Origin of the sequence: Nonomuraea rubra (assembly GCF_014207985.1) — a bacterium.
In the GTDB taxonomy this organism is placed as follows: Bacteria; Actinomycetota; Actinomycetes; order Streptosporangiales; family Streptosporangiaceae; genus Nonomuraea; species Nonomuraea rubra.
In genome coordinates, this window is sequence record NZ_JACHMI010000001.1 from 3,119,603 (window position 1) to 3,144,108 (window position 24,506).

29 protein-coding genes are annotated in these 24,506 nt (G+C 72.3%); 16 read left to right on the plus strand and 13 right to left on the minus strand.

The genetic code is table 11. The features are described from left to right. The first annotated feature begins 8 nt into the window (after nt 1-8). Nucleotides 9-1,193: a hypothetical protein gene (locus HD593_RS14190; RefSeq protein WP_185102616.1), complete on the plus strand. Its 1,185-nt coding sequence runs from the start codon at nt 9-11 to the stop codon at nt 1,191-1,193. Between the two features lie 174 nt (nt 1,194-1,367). Here the strand turns inward: HD593_RS14190 and msrB are convergent, their stop codons facing one another. Further along, complete coding sequence (gene msrB, locus HD593_RS14195) at nt 1,368-1,769, minus strand: peptide-methionine (R)-S-oxide reductase MsrB (RefSeq protein WP_185102617.1); 402 nt, start codon at nt 1,767-1,769, stop codon at nt 1,368-1,370. A gap of 312 nt (nt 1,770-2,081) precedes the next feature. Between msrB and ligD the strand changes: the two genes are divergently transcribed. After that, a complete protein-coding gene (ligD, locus tag HD593_RS14200; RefSeq protein WP_185102618.1) occupies nt 2,082-3,083 on the plus strand; it encodes a non-homologous end-joining DNA ligase in 1,002 nt (333 codons plus the stop codon). A 20-nt stretch (nt 3,084-3,103) separates the two neighbouring features. On the opposite strand, the gene HD593_RS14205 is transcribed toward ligD, so the two are convergent. Both HD593_RS14205 and HD593_RS14210 read right to left on the minus strand, forming a co-directional pair. Continuing rightward, a complete protein-coding gene (locus HD593_RS14205) occupies nt 3,104-3,916 on the minus strand; it encodes an MBL fold metallo-hydrolase (protein WP_185102619.1) in 813 nt (270 codons plus the stop codon). 6 nt (nt 3,917-3,922) lie between these two features. Next, entirely contained in the window at nt 3,923-4,117 is a 195-nt protein-coding gene (locus HD593_RS14210; protein WP_185102620.1) for a hypothetical protein, read from the minus strand. A 164-nt stretch (nt 4,118-4,281) separates the two neighbouring features. Here HD593_RS14210 and HD593_RS14215 point away from each other — a divergent pair, with 164 nt between their 5' ends. Next, the gene (locus HD593_RS14215; protein ID WP_185102621.1) at nt 4,282-4,800 is read left to right on the plus strand and encodes a hypothetical protein; all 519 of its coding nucleotides are present in this window, start codon (nt 4,282-4,284) and stop codon (nt 4,798-4,800) included. Next, nucleotides 4,790-5,491 (plus strand): class F sortase, encoded by a 702-nt coding sequence (locus HD593_RS14220; protein ID WP_185102622.1) that lies wholly within the window; start codon nt 4,790-4,792, stop codon nt 5,489-5,491. Before HD593_RS14215 ends, HD593_RS14220 begins: the two co-directional genes overlap by 11 nt. On the opposite strand, the gene HD593_RS14225 is transcribed toward HD593_RS14220, so the two are convergent. Further along, complete coding sequence (locus HD593_RS14225; protein ID WP_185102623.1) at nt 5,492-7,627, minus strand: acyl-CoA dehydrogenase family protein; 2,136 nt, start codon at nt 7,625-7,627, stop codon at nt 5,492-5,494. 323 nt (nt 7,628-7,950) lie between these two features. Between HD593_RS14225 and HD593_RS14230 the strand changes: the two genes are divergently transcribed. From HD593_RS14230 to HD593_RS14240, 3 genes are all read left to right on the plus strand, one after another. Further along, nucleotides 7,951-8,298, plus strand: a complete 348-nt coding sequence (locus HD593_RS14230; RefSeq protein ID WP_185102624.1) for an RNHCP domain-containing protein — start codon at nt 7,951-7,953, stop codon at nt 8,296-8,298. A gap of 1 nt (nt 8,299) precedes the next feature. After that, a complete protein-coding gene (locus tag HD593_RS14235; protein ID WP_185102625.1) occupies nt 8,300-8,701 on the plus strand; it encodes an RNHCP domain-containing protein in 402 nt (133 codons plus the stop codon). 93 nt (nt 8,702-8,794) lie between these two features. Continuing rightward, on the plus strand, nt 8,795-9,661 hold the full coding sequence (locus tag HD593_RS14240; RefSeq protein ID WP_185102626.1) for an alpha/beta fold hydrolase: 867 nt from the start codon (nt 8,795-8,797) through the stop codon (nt 9,659-9,661). A gap of 6 nt (nt 9,662-9,667) precedes the next feature. Here the strand turns inward: HD593_RS14240 and HD593_RS14245 are convergent, their stop codons facing one another. Beyond that, nucleotides 9,668-10,543 carry a tetratricopeptide repeat protein gene (locus HD593_RS14245; protein WP_185102627.1) on the minus strand — a complete coding sequence of 292 codons (876 nt, stop codon included), beginning with the start codon at nt 10,541-10,543 and terminating at the stop codon, nt 9,668-9,670. Between the two features lie 19 nt (nt 10,544-10,562). Beyond that, the gene (locus HD593_RS14250; protein WP_185102628.1) at nt 10,563-11,996 is read right to left on the minus strand and encodes an aldehyde dehydrogenase family protein; all 1,434 of its coding nucleotides are present in this window, start codon (nt 11,994-11,996) and stop codon (nt 10,563-10,565) included. Nucleotides 11,997-12,112: 116 nt separating this feature from the next. Here HD593_RS14250 and HD593_RS14255 point away from each other — a divergent pair, with 116 nt between their 5' ends. Next, nucleotides 12,113-13,186, plus strand: coding sequence for a class I SAM-dependent methyltransferase (locus HD593_RS14255; protein ID WP_185102629.1), 1,074 nt, complete (start codon nt 12,113-12,115; stop codon nt 13,184-13,186). A gap of 1 nt (nt 13,187) precedes the next feature. On the opposite strand, the gene HD593_RS14260 is transcribed toward HD593_RS14255, so the two are convergent. The 4 genes from HD593_RS14260 to HD593_RS14275 are packed head-to-tail and all read right to left on the minus strand — an operon-like array spanning nt 13,188 to nt 15,581. Then, the gene (locus tag HD593_RS14260) at nt 13,188-14,111 is read right to left on the minus strand and encodes a U32 family peptidase (protein ID WP_221524757.1); all 924 of its coding nucleotides are present in this window, start codon (nt 14,109-14,111) and stop codon (nt 13,188-13,190) included. Next, nucleotides 14,111-14,485 (minus strand): MaoC/PaaZ C-terminal domain-containing protein, encoded by a 375-nt coding sequence (locus HD593_RS14265; protein WP_185102630.1) that lies wholly within the window; start codon nt 14,483-14,485, stop codon nt 14,111-14,113. Before HD593_RS14265 ends, HD593_RS14260 begins: the two co-directional genes overlap by 1 nt. Then, on the minus strand, nt 14,482-14,871 hold the full coding sequence (locus HD593_RS14270) for an FAS1-like dehydratase domain-containing protein (protein WP_185102631.1): 390 nt from the start codon (nt 14,869-14,871) through the stop codon (nt 14,482-14,484). The genes HD593_RS14265 and HD593_RS14270 overlap by 4 nt, the downstream gene beginning before the upstream one ends. Further along, nucleotides 14,868-15,581 (minus strand): GntR family transcriptional regulator, encoded by a 714-nt coding sequence (locus HD593_RS14275; RefSeq protein WP_185102632.1) that lies wholly within the window; start codon nt 15,579-15,581, stop codon nt 14,868-14,870. Before HD593_RS14275 ends, HD593_RS14270 begins: the two co-directional genes overlap by 4 nt. A gap of 135 nt (nt 15,582-15,716) precedes the next feature. Here HD593_RS14275 and HD593_RS14280 point away from each other — a divergent pair, with 135 nt between their 5' ends. Genes HD593_RS14280 through pgeF form a run of 7 tightly spaced genes read left to right on the plus strand, consistent with a single transcriptional unit; the run spans nt 15,717 to nt 21,709 of the window. Beyond that, nucleotides 15,717-16,928, plus strand: coding sequence for a CaiB/BaiF CoA transferase family protein (locus HD593_RS14280; protein WP_185102633.1), 1,212 nt, complete (start codon nt 15,717-15,719; stop codon nt 16,926-16,928). Next, nucleotides 16,925-17,311 carry a thioesterase family protein gene (locus HD593_RS14285; protein ID WP_185102634.1) on the plus strand — a complete coding sequence of 129 codons (387 nt, stop codon included), beginning with the start codon at nt 16,925-16,927 and terminating at the stop codon, nt 17,309-17,311. The genes HD593_RS14280 and HD593_RS14285 overlap by 4 nt, the downstream gene beginning before the upstream one ends. Further along, entirely contained in the window at nt 17,308-18,264 is a 957-nt protein-coding gene (locus HD593_RS14290; protein ID WP_185102635.1) for a tripartite tricarboxylate transporter substrate binding protein, read from the plus strand. The genes HD593_RS14285 and HD593_RS14290 overlap by 4 nt, the downstream gene beginning before the upstream one ends. Continuing rightward, nucleotides 18,261-18,734 carry a tripartite tricarboxylate transporter TctB family protein gene (locus HD593_RS14295; protein WP_185102636.1) on the plus strand — a complete coding sequence of 158 codons (474 nt, stop codon included), beginning with the start codon at nt 18,261-18,263 and terminating at the stop codon, nt 18,732-18,734. The genes HD593_RS14290 and HD593_RS14295 overlap by 4 nt, the downstream gene beginning before the upstream one ends. Next, nucleotides 18,734-20,224 carry a tripartite tricarboxylate transporter permease gene (locus HD593_RS14300; protein WP_185102637.1) on the plus strand — a complete coding sequence of 497 codons (1,491 nt, stop codon included), beginning with the start codon at nt 18,734-18,736 and terminating at the stop codon, nt 20,222-20,224. The genes HD593_RS14295 and HD593_RS14300 overlap by 1 nt, the downstream gene beginning before the upstream one ends. Then, nucleotides 20,221-20,991: an enoyl-CoA hydratase/isomerase family protein gene (locus HD593_RS14305; RefSeq protein ID WP_185102638.1), complete on the plus strand. Its 771-nt coding sequence runs from the start codon at nt 20,221-20,223 to the stop codon at nt 20,989-20,991. The genes HD593_RS14300 and HD593_RS14305 overlap by 4 nt, the downstream gene beginning before the upstream one ends. Nucleotides 20,992-21,001: 10 nt before the next feature. Then, a complete protein-coding gene (gene pgeF, locus HD593_RS14310; RefSeq protein WP_185102639.1) occupies nt 21,002-21,709 on the plus strand; it encodes a peptidoglycan editing factor PgeF in 708 nt (235 codons plus the stop codon). Here pgeF and HD593_RS14315 read toward each other — a convergent pair. The 3 genes from HD593_RS14315 to HD593_RS14325 are packed head-to-tail and all read right to left on the minus strand — an operon-like array spanning nt 21,706 to nt 23,962. After that, a complete protein-coding gene (locus tag HD593_RS14315) occupies nt 21,706-22,047 on the minus strand; it encodes a hypothetical protein (protein WP_185102640.1) in 342 nt (113 codons plus the stop codon). The genes pgeF and HD593_RS14315 overlap by 4 nt on opposite strands. Before the next feature lie 26 nt (nt 22,048-22,073). Next, a complete protein-coding gene (locus HD593_RS14320; RefSeq protein WP_185102641.1) occupies nt 22,074-23,225 on the minus strand; it encodes an ATP-dependent DNA ligase in 1,152 nt (383 codons plus the stop codon). After that, the gene (locus tag HD593_RS14325; RefSeq protein ID WP_185102642.1) at nt 23,222-23,962 is read right to left on the minus strand and encodes a pyrimidine reductase family protein; all 741 of its coding nucleotides are present in this window, start codon (nt 23,960-23,962) and stop codon (nt 23,222-23,224) included. Before HD593_RS14325 ends, HD593_RS14320 begins: the two co-directional genes overlap by 4 nt. 141 nt (nt 23,963-24,103) lie before the next feature. On the opposite strand from HD593_RS14325, the gene HD593_RS14330 reads away from it, so the two are divergent. Then, nucleotides 24,104-24,499 (plus strand): hypothetical protein, encoded by a 396-nt coding sequence (locus HD593_RS14330; RefSeq protein WP_185102643.1) that lies wholly within the window; start codon nt 24,104-24,106, stop codon nt 24,497-24,499. Nucleotides 24,500-24,506: the final 7 nt, after the last annotated feature.

The following is a 24,506-nucleotide window of genomic DNA, read 5'->3' on the forward strand; positions in this document are numbered from 1 at the left end:
CGATCGGGGTGGAGGAGACCGGAGGACGAGGCCGCCGTCGGCACGCGGCGGGACGCCATGCCGCGGGCCACCGCCCCCGGCACGCCCGGCGCCGTACGGGGAGCGGCTGGGCGGCGACGGGGAAGGGGCGTCAGGCCCCGGAGGACGGCGGGGCGGGAACGGGGCCGCTGGTCATCGGAAGCGGACCGATCGCCGACGCGCCGGTCGCCGATGCGCCGGTCGCCGGCGCGCTGAGCGGCGGCGCGCTGAGCGGCGGCGTGCCGGGCGGCGGCGTGCCGGGCGGCGGCGTGCCGGGCGGCGGCGGGCCAGCCGACGGATCGCGGCGGCCGGCGGCGCGGAAGGATGCGCCGGGCGCGCGTGCGGGCTACTTGGGCGGGCCGGTGCGGCAAGGCCGGTTGGGCGCGCGGAAGGGCCGGGTGGCGGCGGTGGCGCTGGTGCTGGCCGGTGGGGTGGTCGTGCTGCTCGGCGGGGTCGGGCCGGGCGCGCTGCTCGGCGGGTTCGGGGCAGCGCCGCCTGTGGCCGGTGCGGCGGGCAGGCAGGGCGGTGAGCGGGGGGCGGGGCAGGACCGTGACGGCGCCGGTTCTCCTGGGGCGGGCAGTGCGAACGGCGGGGCGGGCACCGCGAGGGCGGCCGGGACGGGCGGGACGGCGGCGCCCGGCGGGGAAGGAGGGGACGGCGGGACCGGCCCGGAGGCGGGTGCGGAAGCGAGCGTGCGGGAGGACCCGCGGACCCAGGCGCCGAAGCCGGCGGCCACCCCCGGCCGGACGGGAGGCCCCCGCCCGGGGACGGTGCCCGGCACCACGGCCCCGGAGGACGTGCTGGCGGGCGGCCCCGACCCCGGCGACGGCGACGACTACAGGGCCGACGGCCCCTCACGGCACACGGACCACCAGGCGGCGGAGTACTTCCGGACGAACTGGGGCCCGGACGACAAGGCACTGAAACGCCTGAAGGACGTCCGCAGCGTCGGCGGATATCTGCGCATCTACACGGACCTGCCGGAATCGGCGGACAACTCGCTGACCGCGATCATCCTCTGCGAGCGCGGCCTCGCCTACCTCCGCAGCCGAGGCGTCGAAGATCCGGTGGTGTTCGTGCAGGCCGAGTTCGGCGGGAACGGCAACCCGGTGCTCGCCAACCTCCTCGGCCCCTCCGACCGGAGCTGCCGCGTCACCCACCCGGCCCCAGGGTGACGTGGGAGGGTCCGGGTCACCGGACCCGGACCCGCGTCTTGGCGCAGACCTCACACCGCTGGGTGACAACGCGCCCGATGGCTTCGATGGTTACCCACCGGTGGCGAAGGTGGACAAAGCGCACGCGGCACTCGTACCCGTGGAAGGCGATCGATACGCCGCGTCGCTGCTTGATCACCCCTTGGGTTCGAGGCGCAGGGAGATCGAGTTGATGCAGTAGCGGTCGTCCGTCGGCGTCGGGTAGCCCTCGCCGTGGAACACGTGCCCCAGGTGCGAGTCGCACCGGGCACACCGCACCTCGGTCCGCACCATGCCGTGGCTGCGGTCCTCGATCAGCCGCACCGCGTCGGATTCGGACGGTTCGAAGAAGCTCGGCCACCCGCAGTGCGACTCGAACTTCGTGTCGGACCGGAACAACTCGGCACCGCAGGCGCGGCACGAGTACACGCCCTCGGTCTTGGTGTCGACGTACTCCCCCGTGAACGGGCGCTCGGTCCCGGCCTCCCGGAGGACCTGGAACTCCTCGGGCGACAACTGGGCCCGCCACTCGGCCTCGCTCTTGACCACCTTGTCCATGTGTCCAGCGTACGAGATCGTGCAAAAAGAGATCTCCGCAGGGTGAAGCATCTGTTCTGGGGTGAATTTGCGTCTTTGTAGGCAAGGGGGTGTCATCGCCTCCTTGCCAAGGGGTGATCATCCGCAGATCCCGCCGAGCGGCACAGCCCACGCCCGTGCTGGCGCCGCTGGGGATCGCCACGGCCGGCCGGGTGGCGCGCCAGCGCCCGGAACGGCGGCGGATGGTCTCGCGGCCCGTCCTGTCGAGCCCTCGGTCCCGCCACCGAGGCGGCTCCGGGACGGGCCCACCCCGCTTGGAGTAGGTTCGGGGGCATGGCATCGCCGTACATAGAGCTCGAGGTGGGGGAGCGGACCGTCAAGGTCACCAATCCCGACAAGGTCTACTTTCCTGAGATCGGCGCCACCAAGCGGGAACTGGTCGAGTACTACGTGAGCGTCGGCGAGGGGGCGCTGCGCGCGCTCAGGGACCGGCCCACGAACATCAAGCGCCACCCCGACGGCGTGCAGACGGAGGCGATCTACCAGAAGCGCATGCCGCCCAAGCACCCCGACTGGCTGGAATCGGTCACCGTGACCTTCCCCAGCGGGCGCACGGCGCAGTCGCTGCGGGTCACCGAGGTGGCGGCCATCGCCTACTGCGCGAACCTCGGCACCATCGACTTCCACCCCTGGCAGGTGCGGGCGGCCGACGTCGAGCACCCCGACGAGCTGCGCATCGACCTGGACCCGCAGCCGGGGCTGGAGTTCGACGCCGCGCGCAGGGCCGCGTTCCTGACCAGGGACGTGCTCGGCGAGCTGGGCATGGAGGGCTTCGTGAAGACCTCGGGCAACCGCGGCGCGCACATCGCCGTCCGCATCGAGCCGCGCTGGGACTTCATCCAGGTACGCCACGCGGGCATCGCCCTGGCCAGGGCCGTCGAGGCCCGCGACCCGAGCCTGGTGACCACCGCCTGGTGGAAGGAGGAGCGCGGCGACCGCGTGTTCATCGACTACAACCAGAACGCCAGGGACCGCACCGTCGCCAGCGCGTACTCGATCCGCGCCAAGCCGCACGCCCCCGTCTCGACGCCGCTGACCTGGGACGAGCTCGCCGACGCCGACCCGCGCGACTTCGACATCCGCACGGTGCCCGCCCGCTTCGCGAAGCTGGGCGACGTGCACGCGGCCATCGACGACCGCGCGTACTCGATCGAGCCCCTGCTCGACCTGTACGCCGGCGACGAGCGGGGTGACCTGCCGTACCCGCCGAACTACCCGAAGATGCCCGGCGAGCCCAAGCGCGTCCAGCCGAGCAAGGCCCGGTCCGACACGTAACTCGGGTGTCGATCCCGGGGTCAGTGGCGTGCCAGGTGGTGCGGCAGCAGCTCGCGGGTCTCGCCCTTGTCCAGGTAGACGACGCGATCGGCGAGCCCGGACTGCTCGATGTGATGGCGGAAGTCGTCCAGCGGCGAGCTGAAGACGGTGTAGTCGTCGTAGTGGACCGGCACCACCGTGTGCGGGTTGATCAGGTCCACCCACGCGGCGCCCTGCTCGCCGTCCATGGTCACGAGCAGGGTGCCGAGCAGCTTCGTGCCGCCCAGGTGCACGAGGGCCACGTCGATCTCGGGGAAGCGGCGCGGGATCGAGTCCAGGCGGCGGTCGAGCAGCGTGTCACCGCTGATGTGCAGGCGCAGCTCGACCCGTTCGTCCTGGTTGCAGAACTCCACCATCGTGCCGATCACCGGCGGCAGCAGCGCCTCCGCCACGCCGGGCGCGTGCTTGGCGGGCAGCGCGGTGATCCGTACGGTGCCGCCGGCGCGGCGTAGCTCGTGCTGCTGCCAGTTCTCCAGCCCCACGCTCCTGCGGAAGCCGCGGCGGCGCAGCCGGCCGGCCGCCGCCGTGGTCGTGATGATCGGCGTCGCCTTGTCCAGGCCCCGCCGCGCCACCCTGTCCCAGTGGTCGCCGTGCATGTGGGACAGCAGCACCGCGTCCAGCGGCGGCAGGTCCTCGATCTCCACGGCGGGGTCGGTGAGGCGCCGCGACGACAGGCCGTACCCCAGGTACGCCCGCTGCCCCCGGTGCAGGAAGTTGGGGTCCGTCAGCAGCGTGAAGCCGTTGTAACGGATCAGCGTGGTGGCGTTCCCGATGAACTGCAGGCTTCCTCTCACGTGATCTCACTCCGGGTGTTGTGGTCGCTGGGCCGGGGGCACGCCGCCGCCCTTGCCGCCGCCTTTGCGGCCCTTGTCCGTGCCGTGCGGGCGGCCCGAGCGCCGGGCTCCGCTTTTCGTCTCCCTGGCGGCGTCCGCGGACTTGGAGTCGGTGCTGGCCTTGCCCGACCTGCGGAGCTCTGGCTGTTGCGGATTGCTCATGGCGATATGTCCCCCTTTGTGGGATATCCCTGCCACGCCGCACCAGAGCTAAACCCTCCGTGTCTGGACGGTTTCACTTCGGTCACATTACTTGACTGGCGGTCTAATAGTTCGCAAGGCTCTCTTGTGCATCGGGGGGCGACAACCGAGTCTGGAGCCTTCTCATGGCAAGAGCGCGACGTCTCGCGGCGGCTGGAGCGGCGGCCGCCTTCGCGGTGGCCGGAGTGAGCCTGGCGGTCGGCCTCGGCGGCCCCGCCTGGGCCGCCGGCACCGATCCCCAGATCCCCGGCACGGAGTCCGCCTGCCTGGTGCACCTGCCGATCCTCTGCGACGAGCCCTCGGACGACTCCTGGTCGGGCGACGCCGAACCCGGCGACTCGTCCAGCGCGCCCGGACACTCCGAGGCGCCAAAACCCCATGATTCCTGGTCGAACGCGCCCGAGCCCAACGAGTCCTGGTCGAACGCGCCCGTCCCCACCGACTCCTGGCCTGCCGGGGACGAACCTCCGTGGCGGCCGGCGGGCGAGGACGAGCACCGGGTGCCCAAGGGCCACCCGGAGACGGGCGGCGGCGGGCTCGCGGCGGGCGGGCCGGTGTGGCCGTTCGCCGTGGGCGGGGCGGCGCTGCTGACCGGCGCGGGCCTGACCGGCCTCGCGGCACGGCGCCGCAGGGATGTCGGCTGACCTGCCCCCGCCCCGGCGAACACCGGGAAACCGGCTCGTGCTCGGCGGGGCGGTGGCCGTGTCGATGGCGGGCGTGCTGCTGATCGTGCTCGGCGTCGGCGGCGCGCTCGGTGGAGGCGGCGACACGGCCCCCGCCCCGGCGGCCCGTCCATCCAGCGGCCCGGCCGAGCCGCTCAAGGAACTGCCCGGCGTGCCGGCGTCCAAGGTGGCCGGGCCCATGCGCGCGGCCCGGCCCACCGCCGTCTACATCCCCTCCATCGGCGTGGCCGCCCCGCTGATGGAGCTGGGCCTGGACGACAGGGGTGCCATCCAGAACCCGCCGTTCGACCCGCCGAACCTGGCCGGCTGGTACCGCTACGGCCCCGTCCCCGGCCAGCGCGGCGCCGCCGTGATCACCGGCCACCTGGACACGCGGACGGGCCCCGCCGTCTTCGCCCGGCTCAAGGAGGTCAAGCGCGGCGCCCAGGTGCAGGTGCTGCGCGCCGACCGCTCGGTGGCCGTCTTCGTCGTCGACAAGGTCGAGCACACCCCGAAGGGCGCCTTCCCCGCCAAGAAGGTCTACGCCAAGCTCCGCTATCCGGGGCTGCGGCTGGTGACCTGCGGCGGCGCGTTCGACCGGCAGGCGCACAGCTACGAGGACAACACGATCGTGTACGCCCACCTCGCGGCCCCGTACTATCCCCGGCGCTGATCACGGATCCCGGGGAAGGCCGAGCGCGCGCTCGGCGATGATGTTGAGCTGCACCTCCGTCGTGCCGCCGCCGATCGTGAACGCCCGGGTGGCGAGGATCATGCGGCTCCAGTAACGGTCCTGCGGGTCCAGCGACCAGCAGAACTCCGAGACCGCCTGCGCGTGCCGCATGCCGAGCAGCTTGCGTACGCTCGGAGCCGCGCCCGGATCGGCGCCGGCGAGCTGCGACAGCGTCACCCGCAGCCCGAGCGCCGAGATGGCCTGGCCCTCGGCCCACAGGCGGCCCGCCTGCTCGCGCTGCGCCTCCCTGAGTCCGGGCAGCCGGGAGAGGTGCCGGGCCAGATCGGTGTGCCGCGACCCCGGCCCCCAGGAGTCGCCGAGCGCGACCCGCTCGTGGGAGAGCGTGTCGCGGGCCACCCGCCAGCCCTGGTCCACCTCGCCGACGACCAGGTCGTCCGGCACGAACACGTCGTCCAGGAACACCTCGTTGAAGATCTCGTCCCCGTTGATCTCCTTGAGCGGCCTGACGGTGACGCCGGGGGACGACATGTCCACCAGGAAGTACGAGATGCCGTCGTGCTTGGGCCTGTCCGGGGAGGTGCGGGCGAGGCAGATGCCCCAATGGGCGTACTGCGCCAGGGACGTCCAGATCTTCTGGCCGGTCAGCGACCAGCCGCCCTCCACCCGCACGGCCTTCGTCGCCAGCCCCGCCAGGTCCGAGCCCGCGCCGGGCTCGCTGAAGAGCTGGCACCACACGATCTCACCGGTGAACGTGCCAGGGAGGAAACGTTCCTGCTGCTCGCGGGTGCCGTAGCGGACGATGGACGGGGCCGCCCAGGCGGCGATGCCCAGGTTCGGGCGGCCGAGGTCGCGGAACTCCTGGTGGATGATCACCTGCTCCAGCGGTGTGGCGGACCGGCCCCAGGGACGGGGGAGGTGCGGCATGATCCAGCCCTCCCGCGCGAGCCTGGCCCGCCTGGCCGCCTGCTCCTCGGCGCGCAGCGACGCGGCCTCCGCCCGGATGGCGTCCCTGACGGGGGCCGCCTCCTCCGGCAGGTCCGGCTCCATCCGCCGCCGGACCCCCGCCACCGCCATCCGCGCCGCCTCCTCGGCCCACGGGCCGGGGTCGCCGGCCAGCATGCGGTCGGACAGGGCCCTGCGGTAGTAGCGGTGGGCGTCGTGCTCGAAGGTGTAGCCGATGCCGCCCAGCACCTGGATCGCGTCGGCCGCACTCCGGACGGCGGCGTCCGGGGCCAGCACGGCCGCCACGCTCACGGCCAGCCGCACCTCATCGGCCAGCCGGGGGTCCGGCATCCCCGCGCCCGGCCCCGCGCCCGGCCCAGCACCCGGCCCGGCACCCGGCCCAGCGTCCGGCGGCACGCTGGAAGTGGTGCTCGTACCGCGGGCCTCGTCCAGGGCCCTGGCGGCGTCCCACACGGCGGCCCGTGCCTGCTCCAGGGCCACCAGGGCGCCCGCCACCCGGTGCTTGACCCCCTGGAACTGCCCGATCGGCCGCCCGAACTGCTCGCGTACCCTGGCGTGTCCGGCCGCCGTCGCCACGGCCCACGCCGCGACCCCGCACGCATCCGCGCCGAGCAGTACAGCGGCGAGCTCACGTACCGGCGCCGCCCCGAGCAGCCGGTCGGCGGGCACGTCGCGTGCGGTGACGGAGCAGAGCGGCCGGTCCGGATCGATCCCTTCCAGGGGATCGGCGGTGACGTCGCCCCGATCGAGCACCGCCCACCCGCCGTCACCCGCCGGTACGACGAACAGCTCGGCCTGCGCCGGCCCGATCGCGCACCCGGGCAGCAGCGCCACGGCGGCGGTCAGGGAGCCGCCGGCGAGCCCGCGCAGCAACTCCAGCCGCGTCCCTCCGGGCAGCTCCGCGCCGTACGCGCCGAGCACCGCCGAGGCCAGCACCGCCGGCAGGTACGCCCCGCCGACCCGCCGCTCGCCCAGCGCCTCCAGCGCCACGCACGACTCCAGCAGCCCGAACCCCTGCCCGCCACCGTCCTCCGGCAGGTGCAGCCCCAGCAGCCCCTGCCCCGCCAGCGCCGCGTGATCGGCGCCCCGCCCGGCCACCCCGTGTACGGAGGCCGCCAGCGCCACGTGCTCCTCGGTCAGCCCGATGCCCATGGGCCGACCCTAGAACTTCGTTCGGTCAATGGCCACCGGAAAGTCAATGGCCACCGGAAAGTCAGTGGCCACCGGAAAATGGTTGGCGATCGGTCGTCGTGCCCCGTTACGCTCGCACACGTCCGTTCGGTGGAGAGATCCGGGCCTGTCGTGCCCGTCAAGGAGGGGGATTTATGCCTGGCACCGCGCCCTGCGCGCCTCGCTGTGTCATTGGCGGATCCTGCCCTTAACCGACCGGCCGCCGTACCCAGAGCATGCCCGCGAGGCACGCCAGGGCTCCCTTGCTGTCCTGAGAAAGACCATTCCGGCAAGGAGTACCCAGGTTGTCTGCCAACGGCAAATCCCGTTCCATCGCGAGCACCGAGACTTTCCAGTGCGTCCGCTGCGGCCTGACGGTCACCGCGAACGCGCCGGACGGTGTTCGCCGCAACCACTGTCCGAGCTGCCTGCACTCGCTGCACCTGCTCGGCGAATGCAGGTCACGGATGATCCCCATCTCGATCGCCGTCCTGCGTACCGGAGAGTGGATGCTCATCCACCGCTGCACCCGGTGCGGTGAGCTGACGTCGAACCCCATCTGCGGGGACGACAACCAGCTCATCCTCATGCGCATGGCCGTACGGCCGCTGGCGCAGCCGCCGTTCCCGCTCGAGGCGTTCGGCGATCTGTGACATGCCCAGGAGGAACCCGGGCCGGGAACGGCCACAACGGCGCAAGCAGGCACATCACGGCGAGCCCGGCGACGCGTTCCGCTGCGTCGGATGCCGCATGGACGTGCCGATGATCGCGCCGGGCACCGCGCACCGCAACCACTGCCCGCACTGCCTGACCAGCCTGCACGTCGATCACCGCATCCCGGGGGATCGGCGGGCGGGCTGCCGGGGCCGGATGGCGGCGCTGAGCGTCACCGTCCGGCGCGACGGGGAGTGGCTGATCATCCACTGCTGCCAGTCGTGCGGCGGGCTCAGCGCCAACCGCATCGCGGGCGACGACAACGCGCTGGCGCTGCTCCGCATCGCCATCCGCCCCCTGTCGGACTCCCGCCTCCCGGTCAGCGCCCTGCTGGCCCTGTGACGACCGCCCGCCGGGACCGCACCCGTCGTTCTCCGGCTCCCCTCATGAGGGGATGCCGTCGAACGCGGTCCCGGCGGCGGCTAGGCTTGTCCTGTGACGAAGGAATTCGAACTCACGATCGGTGACGGCCGGATCCTGCACGTCTACGACACGGCTCCGGGCGCCACCGACCGCCTGCCGGTCCTGTGGCACCACGGCACGCCCAACATCGGCGCGCCGCCGGAGCCGCTCTTCGACGACCGCCTCGGCCTGCGCTGGATCTCCTACGACCGCCCGGGCTACGGCGGCTCCACCCCCGAGCCCGGCCGCACCCTGGCCTCGGCGGCCGGCTACGCGAGCCGGATCGCCGACGCGCTGGGCCTGGCCCGCTTCGCCGTCATGGGCCACTCGGGCGGCTCCTCCCACGCCCTGGCCTGCGCGGCCCTGCTGGGCGAGCGCGTGCTGGCCGTACTGAGCGTGTCCGCCCTGGCGCCCTACACCCCGGGAGGCGCCGCACCCCACGCCTTCGACTGGTTCGCGGGCATGGCGCCCTCCTGCGAGGCGTCCCTGCGCGCCGCCGCCCAGGGGCGCGCGGCCAAGGAACGCCACGAGGCCACGACCGCGTACGACCCGGAGATGTTCACCCCCGAGGACCATGCGGCGTTCGAGGGGGAGTGGTCCTGGTTCGACAGCGTGGTCGGCCCCGCGGTGGCGACGGGGCCGGGCGGGCTGATCGACGACGACGTGGCGTACGTGACGCCGTGGGGCTGCGACCCGGCCGCCGTCACCGCCCCGATCCTGCTCGTCCACGGTGGCCGGGACCGGGTCGTGCCCGCCGCCCATGGCGAGTGGCTGGCCCGGCACTGCCCCACGGCCGAGCTCCGCCTGTCACCCGGCGACGGCCACATCTCGATCCTGCCGTCGGCGGGAGCGGGGGCCGTCGAATGGCTCGCCGTCGAAGGCCGCCGCCGCTCGGAGTAGGCCCGCTCAGTCCCCGAAGTCCAGGTGCAGCGCCCGGGTGAAGTCCGAGATGGCCTCCTCGTGCCGGTCCAGCTCCTGCAGGATCTCCCCCCGCACCCGGAACGCCCACACGTACTCGGGATCCAGCTCGATCGCCGCGTCCAGATCCTTCAGCGCCGCCTCGTTGTCCCCCAGCTCGCTCAGCACCGCCCCCCGGCTCCCGAGCGCCCGATCGTTGCCCGGCTCCAGCTCCAGCGCCCGGTTCAGGTCGGTCAGCGCCTCCTCGTACCGGTCCATCATCCGCAACGCCTCCCCCCGCCGGCTCAGCGCGCGCACGTAGTCGGCGTCCGCCTCCAGCGCCCTGGTGTAGTCGTCCACGGCCTCCGGGTAGAGCTGCATCCGCTGGTACAGGTCGCCGCGCGCCACCCACGAGTACGCGAGCTCCTCGTTCAGAGCGATGATCTTGGAGTGCTCCGCCAGGGCGTCGTCCAGCCGGTCCAGGTCCACCAGGGCGTCCGCCTTCGCCTCCAGGATCCACAATGAGTCGGGCGAGAGGGTGAGCGCGTGCTCGAAGTCGTCCATGGCCTCGTCCAGGCGCCCCATCGCGGCGTAGGTCTGGCCGCGCGAGCCGAGGGCGTACGCGCTGTCGGGCTCCAGCCGCAGCGCCTCGCCGAAGTCCTCCAGCGCGGCCTCGTACCGCTCGGTCACCCGGTGGCTCTCCCCGCGCAGCCGCCAGGCGCGGGCGTTGTCCGGGGCGAGCGCGATCGCCTCGGTCAGGTCCGCGATCGCGGCGTCGTGCCGCGACAGCGCGACGTACGACTCCGCCCGGCTGCGCAGCACCGAGGCCCGGGACTGGGCGGCCGCCTCGGACAGCTCGGAATGGTCCTTGATCCCCTCGCTCATGAGGGGTAAATCTATCCAACTAGATCTGGATAATGGCCGCCTTTTCGCGGGTGTACTCGAGGACCGAATCGTGGCCGTACCCGCTGTCCTTGACCCCGCCGAACGGCAGCCCCGGCGGCATCTGCCTGAACGTGTTCACCCACACCGTACCGCTGTGCAGGTCCCGGACGAGCCGGTGCGCCCGGCCCAGGTCGCGCGTCCACACCCCGGCGGCCAGCCCGTAGACGGAGTCGTTGGCGATCGCCACCGCCTCCTCCTCGGAGGAGAACGGGATGGCCACCGCCACCGGCCCGAAGATCTCCTCCTGGCACACGCGCAGCGCGTTGTCCTCGGTCGCGTACAGCGTGGGCGCCACCCAGTAGCCCCCGGGCAGCGCGGGCACCACGTCCGCGCCGGTCCGGGCGCCGAAGACGAGCCGCGCGCCCTCCTTCTCGGCCAGCTCCAGGTACGAGGTGACCCGCTCGTACTGGCCGGCCGACACGATCGGCCCCATCGTAGTCGCCAGGTCGAGCGGGTCCCCGAGGACGAGCCCCGCGCAGGCCCGTTCGATGCGCCCGAGCATCTCGTCCCAGATGGAGCGGTGGATGAGGATGCGCGAGCCGGCCACGCACACCTGCCCGGCGTTGCCGGTGTAGACGGAGTTCACGGTGACGCCCTGGGTGGCGGCGTCCAGGTTGGCATCCGGGAAGACGATGTTGGGCGACTTGCCGCCCAGCTCGAACGTCATCGGCTTGAGCGCGTCCGCCGAGGCCCGGGTGATGGCCTGGCCGGTGGCGGTGGAGCCGGTGAGGCTGATCTTGCCGACGCCGCGGTGCCGTACGAGGGCCTCGCCGACCTCCTCGCCCAGGCCGCTGACGATGTTCAGCACCCCGGGCGGGAACACCTCCGCCAGCAGCTCGCCCAGCCGCAGCACGGACGCGCTCGCCTGCTCGGCCGGCTTGACGATGACCGTGTTGCCGGCGGCCAGCGCGTAGGCGGCCTTGGCGGAGAAGGTGGAGATGGGGGAGTTCCACGGGATGACGCAGACCGCCACCCCGTACGGCTCGCGCCGCGTCAGCCCCAGCGTGTCCGGCCCCAGCAGCACGGTGTCGCCCTTGACCGCGTCGAGGCACTGCCCGGCGGCGAGCTGCCACAGGTGCGCCATGCCAGGCAGGTCCCGCTTGAGCGTGTCGCGCAGGATCCGGCCGTTGTCGCGCGTCTCCAGCCTGGCCAGCTCCTCGGCGTGCCGGCCGAACACCTCCGAGACCTTGCGCAGGTAGTGCGCCCTGGCCAGGGCGGGCAGCGCCGACCAGGCGGGGAAGGCGCGCCCGGCTGCCTCGACGGCCGCCTCGGCCTCGGCGGCGCCGCCGGCCGGGATCGTGGCCCACGCCTCGCCCGTGGCCGGGTTGACCGTGTCCATCGTGCGCGCGGCGGGGAGCAGCTCGCCGCCGATGAGGTTGCGGAACTCAGGCATGCGACCAAGCATATGCTTGCTCAATTCACCCGGCCAGCCCAAAGATCATGTAAAGCGCCGGATTCGCGGGCATAGCCGGGAAATGCCCGGGCACAAACGCACAAAGGGTGGTGGCAATGGCATACAAATTGCTCGGCCGGCTGGCGTACGGCTCTCGTTACAACAAGGTCCCGTGGGGGCAGCGGGTCTATGTCCGTCCAGGGGAACGGCTCGTCCGGGAGGCGCAGTGGCGCCTGCTCCTCCGGCAGGCGCCGATCATGTCGCTGGCGGAGTACCAGCGGCAGCGGCCGCTGGGCGAGATCGAGGAGTTCCTGAGCTGCATGATGTGCGGGGAGTCCCGCCAGCAGCCGCTCTTCACCCCCACCGGCGGGAAGGGCTGGCGTTACCACGTCGTCCGCTGCCCGTCCTGCGGCTTCCTCTACCGCAACCCCAACGTGCGGCCCGAACGGCTCGGCGACCTGTACGCCACCGGCTACAGCAACTTCCTGACCGGCAAGTACGCCGCCAACCGGCAGCGCCGCTACGACCTCACCATGAGATCGTTCGCCCCGGTGTTCGACGAGGGCAAGGAGCGGCGGCTGCTCGACTTCGGCTCAGGCGTCGGGCTGTTCCTGGAGCTGGCCGAGCAGCGCGGGTTCGACGCCTACGGGGTGGACCTGTCGCCGGAGTCGGTCGAGCAGGCCAACCAGCGGCTCAGCAGGGCCCGCACCTACTTCGGGGCGCCCGAGGACGTGCCCGAGATCGCGGCGGGCGGCTTCGACGTGATCACCCTCTGGTCGGTGCTGGCGCACCTGCCCAGGCCGCTGGAGGACTTCCAGCGCTTCCGCAGCCTGCTGGCGCCCGGCGGCGTGCTGCTCATCCTGACGGTGAACGCTCGCTCGTTGCTGCTCAAGGCGTACGGGAGCGCCTGGAGCGGCTTCACCAAGAACCACCTGATGTTCTACTCCTCCGAGACCGTGCGCACACTGCTCGGCCGTAGCGGCTTCGCCGGGGTGGCCTTCGCCCCGCACTACGGCGACACGATCGAGGCCGGCACCACCAGGCTGCCCGCCGACCTGGTCGCCCGGCTGCGCCGCAACGTGGAGCTGAGCGACGGCGGGAACATGATGCGCGTGCTCGCCTTCGCCGACGAGGAGGCGATCGGCCGCTGGGGCGGCGGACCGCTCACGGTCCACCGCCTGCACTCCTGACTCAGAGCTCCGGCACGCCCAGGCCGGAGGTCTGTGACGGCTTGGCGAGTGCCGGGTCGAGCTGCTCGATCAAGCGCTGCACCAGCGCAGCGCGCCGGACCCGTTCCCGTCCCAGCTCCTTGGGCACCACCCCGAGGTGCCCGCCCGAGGGGTAGATGTTGGGCGCGTTGCGCAGCCCCATCTTCAGGTAGACGGGAGCGGCGGCCCGGACGATCTCCACGGCCTCGTAGAAGCGCACGAACCCGCCCTGGTCGTCCGGCACCTCCAGGTAGAGGTCGATCGGCAGCCCGGTGGCGGCCCGGATCTCGGCCAGGTGCGGCACGGTGAGGTCGGTGCCCACGTTGACGGTGGTCGCGCCGAGCCGCTCGTACAGGGCCGCGGTCGGGCCGTTCGTGAGCGGCATCAGCACCGACGTCTTCAGGACGAGGTTCGCGGGCAGCGTCCCGTCCGCCTTCAGCTCGCGCAGCACGTCCAGCGTCCCGAGGTCGCCGACGAGCAGGCTGCGGATGCCCAGCGAGCAGGCCCGCAGCGCGTCCGCCAGGCACGCCGCCACCATCGCGTTGCCGCGCGCGGCGGCGCCGACGGCCTGCGTGAGCTTGGCCTGGCCGCCGGTGTCCCAGGCGGCGCGCGGGCCGAGGAACAGGTTCACCTCGATGCCCCGCTCGGCCCCGATCCGCGCCATCCGCGTGATCTCCTCGTCGGTCAGCATCATCACGCCGCTGCCCTGGGAGGTCCTGGCGACGGGCACGCCGAGCCGGTCGGCCTCCGCGACCACCGCCTCCAGCACCTCGGGCCCCTCCACGCTGGGGATCTCGAACCGGTACGGCGCCCCGTCTGGGAACCGCGCCCCGGAGCCGGGAGCGCTCTGCACCACCGGGTGGCCGAGCCGGGACATCAGGGCATGGAGGTCGGCAAGGCTGGTCATCAGGAAGGCTCCTCGAAATAGATCACTTCGGCGCGGCCGAGCGTGGTACGACGGCCGGTGTCGTCCTCGCCCCACAGCTCCAGCTCTGCCCGGTTCCCCTCCGTCGATATCACCCGCCCCCGGCACGTGTGCGCCCGGTCCCGGAAGTCCATGCCGCGGTAGCTCACCTCCAGCACGGCCAGCCGCCCCCGCCCGGCCAGCCATCCGGTGACGAGCCGCCCCAGGTAGGCCGCCTTGAGCAGCCCGTGCACGGCCAGCTCGGGGTGGCCGAGCGAGCGGGCGAAGTCGAGGTCGTAGTGCATCTCGTAGAAGTCGCCCGAGGCGCCGGCGTACTCGACGAGCCTGCGCAGGGTCGTGGTCTCCGTGAGGATCATGTCCTGATCCTCGTGCCGACGTGCCTGACCACCAGCTCGCCGTCCGGCCGGCGGAACTCCGTCTCGAACGTCAGCAGCGCCATCGGCCCCGCCTTCCCGTCCTTCTCCACCACCCCGGTGAAGCGGGGCCGCGAGACCAGCACGTCGCCCTCGCGCAGCGGCGCGTGGTACTCGAACCGGTCCCCGCCGTTCAGCCACCCGGACCCGTACGAGGCCGCGGCGGGCAGCGACGGCGGCTCGTCGAGGAAGCAGGCCGTGAACGTGGGCGGCACGTCCTCGGACGTGTCCCCGATCGCGTGCCGGTAGAACTCCAGGTGGCGCCGCTCGACGACGTCCTCGCGCTCGGGGCCGGTCCAGCCGACCGCCTCCCGCAACTCCTCGATCATGGCTCTCCTTTCCTGACCCGCTCCAGCCAGGCCAGCGACTCGGGGGAGTGGCCGCCGACCCGTTCCTCGATGCCGTCGAGGAACGTCATGTCCCCGTGCCCGGCCAGCTCCTCGTGCACGGCCGCCGGCGAGCCGGACTCGATCACCTGCAGCAGGCGGCGGTGCCGCTCCCAGTCGTCCACCAGGGACTCGTCGGAGGCCCTGGCCTGCCGGTTCATGCCCATGCAAAGCAGCATCTGGAGCTGGATCGAGCGGTAGGCCTCCTCCAGCCGCCGGTGCCCCGACAGCCCGATCACCGAGCTGTGGAACTCGACGGCGTGCTCCAGCACCCCCAGCCAGTCGCCGGCCCGCGCGCAGGCGCCGTGCCGGTCGAGGGCGGCGTGGCAGCGCTGGAGGCGGGCCGGCTCGCGCACCGGGACGCCGAGGTCGACGGCCATCCGCTCCAGCTCCCGGCGCAGCGTGACGATCTCGTAGATGTCGTGCAGCGTGAGCTGGGTGACGAACGCGCCCCTGCGCGGGAGCTGCGTGATCAGCCCCTGCTGCTCCAGCACCCGCATGGCCTCGCGCAGCGGCGGCCGGCTGACGCCCAGCTCCTGGGTGAGCTGGTTCTCCACCACCCGGTCGCCGGGCCGCAGCCTGCCGCTGAGCAGCATGCGCATCAGGGCCTCTGTGGCGAGCTGGACCATGCTTGGGGGTGCCTCGATGCGCATCGCGGTCTCTCTTGTCGAAGGCGATCAGTGTCTGCCGCCATAGTGCCGAAGAACTTCCGGCAGAACCCTTGTCTAGCTCAGTTGTCTTCTGTAGACAATAGACCAACCCCGCCGGAAGTGAGGTTTTCGTAACATATGAGCCCCTTGTCCGGAATTCGAGTCGTCGAGGTCGGCGCCTTCATGGCCGCCCCGTTCGCCACCATGCAGCTCGCCGACCTGGGCGCCACCGTCATCAAGGTCGAGAACCCCGAGGGCGGCGACCAGGTGCGCGCGATCGGCCCGTTCACGGCCGGGCACAGCTCGCCGTTCGCCAGGCTCAACCGCAACAAACGCTCGGTCGCCCTCGACCTGAAGTCCGAGCCCGGCGCCGCCGCCTTCCGCCGCCTCGTCCAGCACGCCGACGTGCTGGTGGAGAACCTGCGCCCCGGCGCCATGCGCAAGCTCGGCCTCGGCTACGACGACCTCAGCCCCCTCAACCCCGGCCTGGTGTACGTCTCCGCCTCCGGCTGGGGCCAGGACGGCCCCCTGGCGAACCTGCCCGGCCTGGACATCATGGCCCAGGCCCGCGGCGGCCTGATGAGCGTCACCGGCATGCCCGGCGGCGACCCGGTCAAGGTCGGCGTGCCGATCGCTGACCTGGTCTGCGGCCTGTACGGAGCCCTCGGCGCCGTCTCCGCCCTCCAGGCCCGCCACGCGACCGGCCAGGGCCAGCACGTGGACGTGTCGCTGCTGGAGTCGGCCGTGTCGTTCGCGATCTGGGAGGCGGGCAAGTACTTCGCCACCGGCGAGGTCGGCGGGCCGCTCGGCTCGGCCCACCAGAGCACGGCGCCGTACCAGGCCATCCGCACCGCGGACGGCTGGTGCACGGTCGGCGCCGTCACCCCCAAGACCTGGCAGGGCCTGTGCGCCGCGCTCGGCCTGCCCGAACTGCTCGCCGACCAGCGGTACGCCGACGCCCACGACCGGCACGGCCTGCGCCACGAGCTGATCCCCGCCATCGAACGCGTCACCACCACGCGCACCACGGCCGACGTCGTGGCCGCGCTCGACGCCCGCGGCGTGCCCTGCGCGCCCATCTCCGACTACTCCCAGGTGTTCAACGACGAGCACCTCGAACAGCGGCGGTTCTTCTGGGATGCCGAGCATCCCGAGATGGGCCCCGTACGCCAGCTCGGCTCGGCCATGCGGTTCTCGGCCACGCCCACCAGGCGCGGCCCCGCGGGACCGCTGCTCGGCGCGGACACCGTCGAGGTGCTGCGCGAGTGCGGCCTGACCGGGCAGGAGATCGACCGGCTGCTCGCCGAAGGCGCCGCGGCCCAATCCCCCACCCCCTTGGAGAGCACATGAGCGACCGACTGACCCCGGGCGTGAGCGCCACGCTCACCTGGGTCGTGGCGGAGCGTCACTGCACCCGCCGCGGCGAGCACGACATCTTCTCCACCCCCAACCTGGTCCACCTGATCGAGGACGCCGCCATCGAGGCCCTGGCCCCCTGCCTGGGCGAGGGGCAGGGCAGCGTCGGCAGCAAGGTGGAGATCGCGCACGTGGCGCCCACGCTCAAGGGCGGCAAGGTGACCGCGACCGCCACGGTGACCGAGGTGGACCGGCGTCGCGTCGCCTTCTCCGTGGTCGCCGAGGACGAGAACGGCAGGGTCGGCGAGGGCACGCACGAGCGGTTCGTCATCGACCTGGACAGGTTCGCCGCCAAGCTGCGGGGACTGGCGTCATGAGGGCGCTGCTGGCCGCCGTGCTGCTCCTCGGGGCGGCGGCCTGCGGGGCGAACGCGGGCACGACAGGGGGCGCGTGGAAGCCGCGCGGCGACGTCCGCATGATCGTGCCGTTCGCCGCCGGCGGCGGCAGCGACCTGGCGGGCCGGGCCGTGGCCGCCGCGCTGGAGAAGGCCCAGCCCGGCCTCACCGTCACCGTGGAGAACCGCGACGGCGGCTCAGGCGCGGTCGGCTACTCGGGCCTGCTCGGCAAGAAGGGCAACGGCAACTACCTGATCGCCACCGAGAACGCCATCCTGTCCCTGCCGCTCAGCGGCCAGGTCTCCTTCACCCGCAAGGACTTCACCCCCGTCGCCAAGCTGGCCGAGGACGGCGGCATCGTCGTGGTCAAGCCGGACTCGCCGTTCAAGAGCTGCACCGACGTGGTGAACGCGGCCAAGGGCGGCCGGGTCAGCGTGGGCATGTCCGGCGCGTACGGCGTCGACAACGTGATCTTCACGATGATCGAGCAGAAGACCGGCGCGAAGTTCCAGCGGGTGCCGTTCGAGTCGGGCGGCGAGCTGGTGCCGGCCGTGCTCGGCGGCCAGATCCAGGCCGCGCTGCTCAACCCCGGCGAGGTGATCGGCCAGCTCAGGTCCGGCGACCTCAAGGGCCTGTGCGTCACCACCGAAAAGCGCTACACCTACCCCGAGTTCTCCGCGCTGGCCACGGCCAAGGAGCAGGGCATCGACGTCTCGTACGTGCAGTTCAGGGGGATCCTCGCGGCCGGCGGGCTGGACGAGCGCGAGCGCGCCTACTGGGAGAGCGCCGCCAGGGGCGTGACCAGGACCCCCGAGTTCCAGAAGTGGCTCAAGGACAACTACCTGCAGCAGGCCGAGCTGTACGGCGACGACTTCGGCACGTACCTCGAACAGCTCGACACCGCGCTCGCGCCGGTGCTGAAGAAGCCGTCATGAGAGGGCTGATCCGGGGCGAGGGCGCCGTCTGGGCGCTGCTCGTCTGCCTGTCGGTCGCCATGGCGGGCGCCTCGTTCGGCTACGGCGTCACCAAGGACGGCGGCGAGATCGGCCCGGGCTTCCTGCCGCTGGTCAGCGGCGTCGCGCTGGCGCTGCTGTCGGCCGCCTGCCTGCTCCAGTCGGTACGCAGGCAGGCCGCCGAGCGGGAGGAGGCGGACCCGGGGCGCGTCAGGACGTTGTGGACCGTGTTCGGCCTGCTGCTGGTCGCGCTGCTGCTGGTGCCGCTGACCGGGTTCCTGGTGGCGTTCGGGCTGCTGGTGTTCGCCGTCTCCGCGTTCGTGGAGAAGCAGCCGCTCGTCCCGGCCGCCGGGATCGCGGCCGCCGCCACGCTGGTGATCTACGCGGTGTTCGTGCTGTTCCTGGCCGTGCCGCTGCCCGGCGGGCTGCTCGGGATCGGAGGCGACGGCTGATGCTGGACAACCTGATCATGGGCTTCGGCGCCGCCCTCACCCCCGCGAACCTGCTGTGGTGCTTCGTCGGCGTGCTCGCCGGCACCGTCATCGGCCTGCTGCCGGGACTCGGCTCGACGACCGGCGTGGCCGTGCTGCTGCCGCTGACGCTCTCGTTCGAGCCGCTGACCGCGCTCATCATGCTCGCCGGCATCTACTACGGCGCCCAGTACGGCGGCACCATCACCTCCGTGCTGATCTCCACGCCCGGCGAGGCGGCCAGCGTGGTGACCGCGATCGACGGCTACCAGATGGCCCGCAAGGGCCGCGCGGGGGCGGCGCTGTCGATCGCCGCCATCGGCTCGTTCGCCGCCGCCATCGTCTCGCTGGTGCTGCTGGTGGCCATGGCGCCGCCGTTCGCCGAGCTGGCGCTCGGCTTCGGGCCGCCGGAGAACCTCGCCGTCATGGTCCTCGGCCTGGCCACCATCGTCAGCTTCTCCTCGGCCGGCGGCCGGCTGCGCGGCCTGGCCATGGCCGTGCTCGGCATCCTGCTGGCCACCGTCGGCGTGGACGCGGCCACCGGCCTGCCCCGCTACACCTTCGGCGACGTGGATCTGCTGTCCGGGCTGCCGTTCGTGCAGGTGATGATCGGGCTGTTCGCGGTGGGGGAGGTGCTCTTCCAGATCCGGCAGGGCGCCGCCGCGCCCATCAGGGCCCGCTTCAAGGACCTGATGATCACCAAGGCGGAGCTGTCCCGCTCCACGGGGGCGATCGCCCGGGGCAGCGTGATCGGTTACCTGCTCGGCTGCCTGCCCGGGGCCGGGTCCACGCTGGCCTCGTTCCTGGCGTACGGGGTGGAGAAGCGGGTCTCGCGCAACCGGCACGAGTTCGGGCAGGGCGCGATCGAGGGGGTGGCCGCGCCGGAGAGCGCCAACAACGCAGCCGCGAACGCCAACTTCGTGCCCACCCTGGCCCTGGGCATCCCGGGCGGCGCGACCACGGCCGTGCTGCTGGGGGCGTTCATGATGTACGGCATCCAGCCGGGGCCGCTGCTCTTCGAGGAGCAGCCGGAGCTGGTGTGGGGGCTGCTGGCCTCGTTCTTCCTCGGCAACGTCATGCTGCTGGTGCTGAACCTGCCGCTGGCGCCGATGTTCGCGCAGCTCCTGCGGATCCCGTACGGGTACATGTATCCGCTGATCCTGGTGACCAGCTTCGTGGGGGCGTACTCGATCGACAACAACATGTTCAGCGTCTGGGTGGTGTTCGTCTTCGGCCTCGTCGGATATTTCATGAAGAAGTTCGACCTGCCGATGGCGCCGCTCGTGCTCGGGCTCGTCGTCGGAGCGCTGTTCGAGAAGGCGCTCGTCCAGACCTCGGCCATGGGCGGCGGCGACCTGACGATCATCCTCACCCGGCCGATCGCCCTGGTCGTGTTCCTGCTGGCCGCCCTGCTGCTGGCCGGGCCGACCCTGCTCAAGCTCATTCCTCGTAGGCAGAAGGAGACCGTGTGAGCGAGCTACTCGTCACCGCGGACGGGCCCGTGCTGCGGGTGGTGTTCAACCGGCCCGCCCAGCACAACGCGCTGACTTGGGCCATGTGGGACGGCCTGTACGACGCCTGCGAACGCGCCGACGCCGACCCGTCGATCAAGCTGCTCGTGCTGTCGGGCGCCGGCGGCAGGGCCTTCGTGGCCGGCACCGACATCGCCCAGTTCACCTCGTTCACCGACGGGGACGACGGCATCGCCTACGAGCGCAAGGTCCAGCGGATCATCGACCGGCTGGAGCGGGTCAAGGCGCCCACCATGGCCGTCGTCGAGGGCTACTGCGTGGGCGGCGGCCTCGTCGTGGCCGCAGCCTGCGACCTGCGGCTGGCCGTGCCCGGCTCGCGGTTCGGCGCCCCGATCGCCAGGACGCTCGGCAACTGCCTGTCCATGAACACCTACTCCCTCCTCGTCCACCACCTCGGCCCGGCCAGGACCCTGGACATGCTGCTGCGGGCCCGGATGTTCACCGGGGAGGAGGCGCACGCGGCCGGCTTCGTGGCCGAGCTGTGCGAGCCGGACGCGCTGGCCGCCCGGCAGGCGGAGGTGGAGGAGCGGCTGCTGTCCCACGCGCCCCTGTCGATGTGGGCGGCCAAGGAGGCGGTGCGGCGGCTGCGCGTGGCGAACCTGCCGGACGGCGACGACCTCGTCGCCACGGTCTTCGGCAGCGCCGACTTCCACGCCGCGGTCCCCGCCTTCCTCTCCAAGGAGGAGGTGACCTGGCAGGGGCTCTAAGATCGGGGGCATGGAGCTCGCCCCCGGTGTCCACGTCGCCGTCACCGACCGCCACGGCGGCGTCAGCGCCCCGCCCTACGGCTCGCGCAACCTCGGCGGCCTGGTCGGCGACGACCCGGCGAACGTGCGCGCCAACCGCGACGGGGTCAGGGACGAGCTGGGCGTGCGGGCCGTGGTGTTCATGCGGCAGGTGCACAGCGCCGACGTCGCGTACGTGAGCGAGCCGTTCGGCGACGACCCGCCGCCGCTCGACGGCGTGTTCACCACCGAGCCCGGCCTGGCGCTGGCCTCGCTGGGCGCCGACTGCCCCGCGGTGCTGGTGGCCGACCCGGTGGCCCGCATGGTGGGCGCGGCGCACTCCGGCCGCCCCGGCACCGAGGCGGGCATCGCCACGGCCCTGGTCGAGGCCATGGCCGCCAAGGGCGCCGAGCCGGGCAGGATGGTCGCGCTGATCGGCCCCGGCGCGTGCGGCCGCTGCTACGAGGTGCCCGCCGGCCTGCGCGAGCAGGTCGCGTCCAGGGTTCCGGAGACGTGGTCCACCACGTCATGGCAGACCCCGGCGCTCGACCTGCGCGCTGGGATCGAGGCCCAGCTCCGGGCAGCGGGCCTGGCCGACGTGCGCCACGACGCGCGCTGCACGATCGAGGCGCAGGAGCTCTACTCCCATCGCAGGGAGCAGCCCGGCGGCCGGTTCGCCGGGCTGATCTGGCTGGCCTAGCCCTTGCGCGGCGCGTTGTAGATGCCGTTGACGATGAGGACCCCGAGCCAGATGAAGAACCCCGCTCCCGCGCCATCGTCGACCAGGACGAAGAGCACGGTGGAGAGCGTCGCCAGAGCCAGCGAGACGATCGCCAGGGCGAGCCGCTGACCTTCCGACGGGCCGGGCCTGGTCACCTGGCCCCCCTTGGGGGCGGCCTGGGCCAGCCGCTCGTCCACCCGCCGGTCGATCTCCTGCCCCATCTTGTCGAGGAACGACTCCACGACCGCGTCCTCGAACTCGGGCCCCAGATCGCGCCGCGCGGACACGGCCGCCTTTAACTCATCCCCTGTACTCATATGTCGAGATATAACGGGATGCGACGTCAGCGGGCAAGGATGTCGTCAAGGTTGTAACTAACCGGACGCTCCAACTGCTCATAAGTGCACGATTCGGGCGTACGGTCGGGCCGCCACCGCCGGAACTGCGCCGTGTGCCGGAACCGGTCGCCCTCCATCTGGTCGTAGGCCACCTCGATCACCAGCTCGGGCCGCAGCGGGATGAACGACAGGTCCTTCTTGGCGTTCCACCGCGACACCGCCCCCGGCACCCGCTGCCCGCCCGTCGCGGGCCCGGCGGCCGGCTGGCCGAGATTGGCCTGCGCCTGCTCCGCCCAGTGGCCCCAGGGGTGCTCGCTCAGCTCCGCCAGGTACGGCTTGATCTCCTCGACCAGCTCGGCCCTGCGCTTCATCGGGAACGAGGCCGCCACGCCCACATGGTGCAGCCGCCCGTCGTCGCCGTACAGGCCGAGCAGCAGCGACCCCACGATCGGCCCGGTCTTGTGCTCGCGGTAGCCGCAGATCACCACGTCGGCGGTGCGCTCGTGCTTGACCTTGAACATCGTGCGCTTGTCCGGAACGTACGGCTGGTCGCCCGGCTTGACGATGATGCCGTCGAGCCCGGCCCCCTCGAACGTCTCGAACCATTCGAGCGCCTGCTCGTAGTCGGTCGTGACGGGCGTCAGCCGCACGGAGCCGGCCTTCTCGCCGAACAGGCCCTCCAGCCGCGCCCGCCGCTCGGAGAACGGCGTCTCCATCAGCGACTCGTCGCCCAGCGCCAGCAGGTCGAACGCGATGAACTGGGCCGGCGTGCGCTCCGACAACATCGTCACCCGCGACTTGGCCGGATGGATGCGCTGCTGCAGGGCGTCGAAGTCGAGCTGCGTGCCCACCGGCAGCACGATCTCGCCGTCCATCACCACCTTGTCCGGCAGCTCGGCCCTGACCGCCTCGACCAGCTCGGGGAAGTAGCGGGTGAACGGCCGCTCGTTGCGGCTGCCCAGGTAGACCTCGTCGCCGTCGCGGAAGATGATGCAGCGGAACCCGTCCCACTTCGGCTCGTAGAGCAGGGTGCCGTCCTGCTTGGGCATCGCCTTGACCGGCTTGGCCAGCATCGGCGCCACCGGCGGCCGCACCGGCAGGTTGGGCACCGGCTCCGGCTCCTCGGCCACCTCCGGTGCGGTCGGCTCGTCGGTCATGTCTGTGCTCCCTCTTCCCCGTGGGTGGCCCTGGTGTACTTGCAGAAGAGGACGCCATCCTCCTCCAGCACCTGGCTGAGATCCAGTGTGACCTGTGCGGGCTCGCCGTTCTGGATGCGCGCCGCACCGCCGCCGACCAGCAGCGGGCTGATCGACAGGCACAGCTCGTCGACGAGGTCGCAGGCCGAGAGCTGGGCGTTGATCCGGGGGCCGCCCTCGCACAGCACCCTGGTCAGGCCGCGCCGGTGCAGCTCGGCCACGGCCTGCCGCATGTCGACGCTCTCCTCGCCGGCCACGATCAGGTCGGCGAGCTTGGCCGCCTCCTTGCGCCGCTCGTGCGGCGCGGCCTCGCAGGTGATCACGATCGTCCTGCTGGGGGCGTCGCAGAACAGGTCGCCGTCGAGGTCGAGCGCGAGGCTGCGGGTGATCACGGCGATGGGCGGCACCTCAGGGCGCCCCTCCCTGATCTCCGCCCACCAGTCGCGCGGCGGGACGGGGCCGTACCCCTCCTTGCGCACGGTCGCGGCGCCCGCGACGACGACGTCGGCCAGCCCGCGCAGGGTCTGGAAGATGCGCTTGTCGCCCTTGCTCGACAGCGGGCCCGAGCGCCCCTTCAGCCAGGCGGCGCCGTCGGCGCTGGCGACCATGTTGAGCCGCAGCCATGGCCGGTCCACGGGGTAGGCGTAGGCCTGCACGATGTCCGGGTTGTCCTGTATGTCGGGATAGATGCGCCGCACCCCTCTACCTTGGCACACGCCACCGACATTCGATCGGCCAGGGGTTTTGCGGACGGATACCGCTTTTTCCGGATCGGCGGACGTACCGGCGATTCTCCGCTTAACGTGACGATAGGGAAGGGGATCGAGGGGAGACGCGCCGTGGGCCTGCTCACCGCCGTGGCATGGACGGTCGCCGCGCTCGCCGGCGTTTACCTGCTCTCCCTGTGGCTGGCCGGCGGCGGCCTGCGCCGCGCCAAGGTCACCCGCTTCCCCGCCGCTCTCGTCTTCGCCCACCCGGCACTGGCCGTGTCGGCGCTGGCCTGCTACGCGGCCGGGCTCGCCACGGGCAGCCGCGCGCTCGCCTGGGCCGCCTTCGCCGGCCTGGCGGCGGCCGCCCTGCTCGGCTTCGCGATGTTCACCCGCTGGCTCGGCGCCGGTCGCCACCAGCCGGCCGGCCGCCGCTTCCCCGTCCTCGCCGTGACGCTGCACGGCCTGGCCGGGGTGACGGCGTTCACGCTGGTCTTCCTCACGGCCAGCGCCGCCCGCGTCTTCTGAGCCGCCC